This is a genomic window from Brachyspira catarrhinii (genome assembly GCF_005518285.1).
In the GTDB taxonomy this organism is placed as follows: Bacteria; Spirochaetota; Brachyspiria; order Brachyspirales; family Brachyspiraceae; genus Brachyspira; species Brachyspira catarrhinii.
Genome location: NZ_SJDU01000598.1, coordinates 1 through 996 on the forward strand (window position 1 = coordinate 1; position 996 = coordinate 996).

The window sequence follows — 996 nt, forward strand, 5'->3', positions numbered from 1 at the left end:
CGAAATTATAGTATGCTAATTTATAGTATTTAATCATAATTAAACTATCCATTATCTATTAACTTTATGATTAAAATATAACATGAATTAAAAAATATGTCAATAGTTAATATAAAAAATTTTTAAAAATAAATTATTTGAATTTTTATTAAATCTGAATTATAATATTTTAACTTTATGACTTTACTTTTTATTTATTTTAATTAATGGCTTTATATTCTTTTTTATTTTTTATGATTTAACAACATATTTTAATTAAGGAGTTAAAAATGGCGGAAAAACAAATACTTAATTTTGAGGCGGAAACCAAACAAATTTTAAATTTAATGGTTCATTCTATTTACACTCATAAAGAGATATTTTTAAGAGAGCTTATTTCAAACGCAAGCGACGCTTTGGATAAGGCGAGATTTGAATCCATTACCAAAAGCGACAAATATACGGGAATGGATAATTTGAGAATAAAAATAGAAATAGACGAACAAAATAGAATTCTAACTATAAAAGACAACGGAATCGGCATGACTAAAGAAGATGTTATACAAAATATCGGCTCTATCGCTCGAAGCGGGACGAAAGCTTTTTTGGAAAAAATTAAACAAGAAAATGCAAATAAAGAAAGCGGAATCGATTTGATAGGACAGTTTGGAGTAGGTTTTTATTCGGCTTTTATGGTTGCGGATAATATTATAATTGAAACTAAAAATGTGGAGTCTGATAGCGGCGTGAGATGGGAAAGCTCTGGAGACGGTTCTTATTCTATAGAAGATATTGAAAAAAACGATAGAGGAACAAATATAATATTGAAATTGAAACCTAAAGACGAAAACGAAGACGATTATTCCAACAGATATACTTTAGAGAGATTAATTCAAAAATATTCAAATTATGTTCATTATCCTATAGTTATGGATATGCCGATTCCTAAAAAAGACGAAAAAGAGATTCAACAATACGAAGAGAAAACGATTAATTCGATGATTAGAATTTGGCAGA

General features: G+C 26.9%; 1 protein-coding gene. It reads left to right on the plus strand.

Annotation, left to right across the window (positions count from 1 at the left end; all coding sequences use genetic code 11):
- Positions 1 to 269 precede the first annotated feature (269 nt).
- Positions 270 to 996 (plus strand): ATP-binding protein (locus tag EZH24_RS12540; RefSeq protein WP_170310878.1); only part of this gene is annotated, 727 nt, incomplete at its 3' end.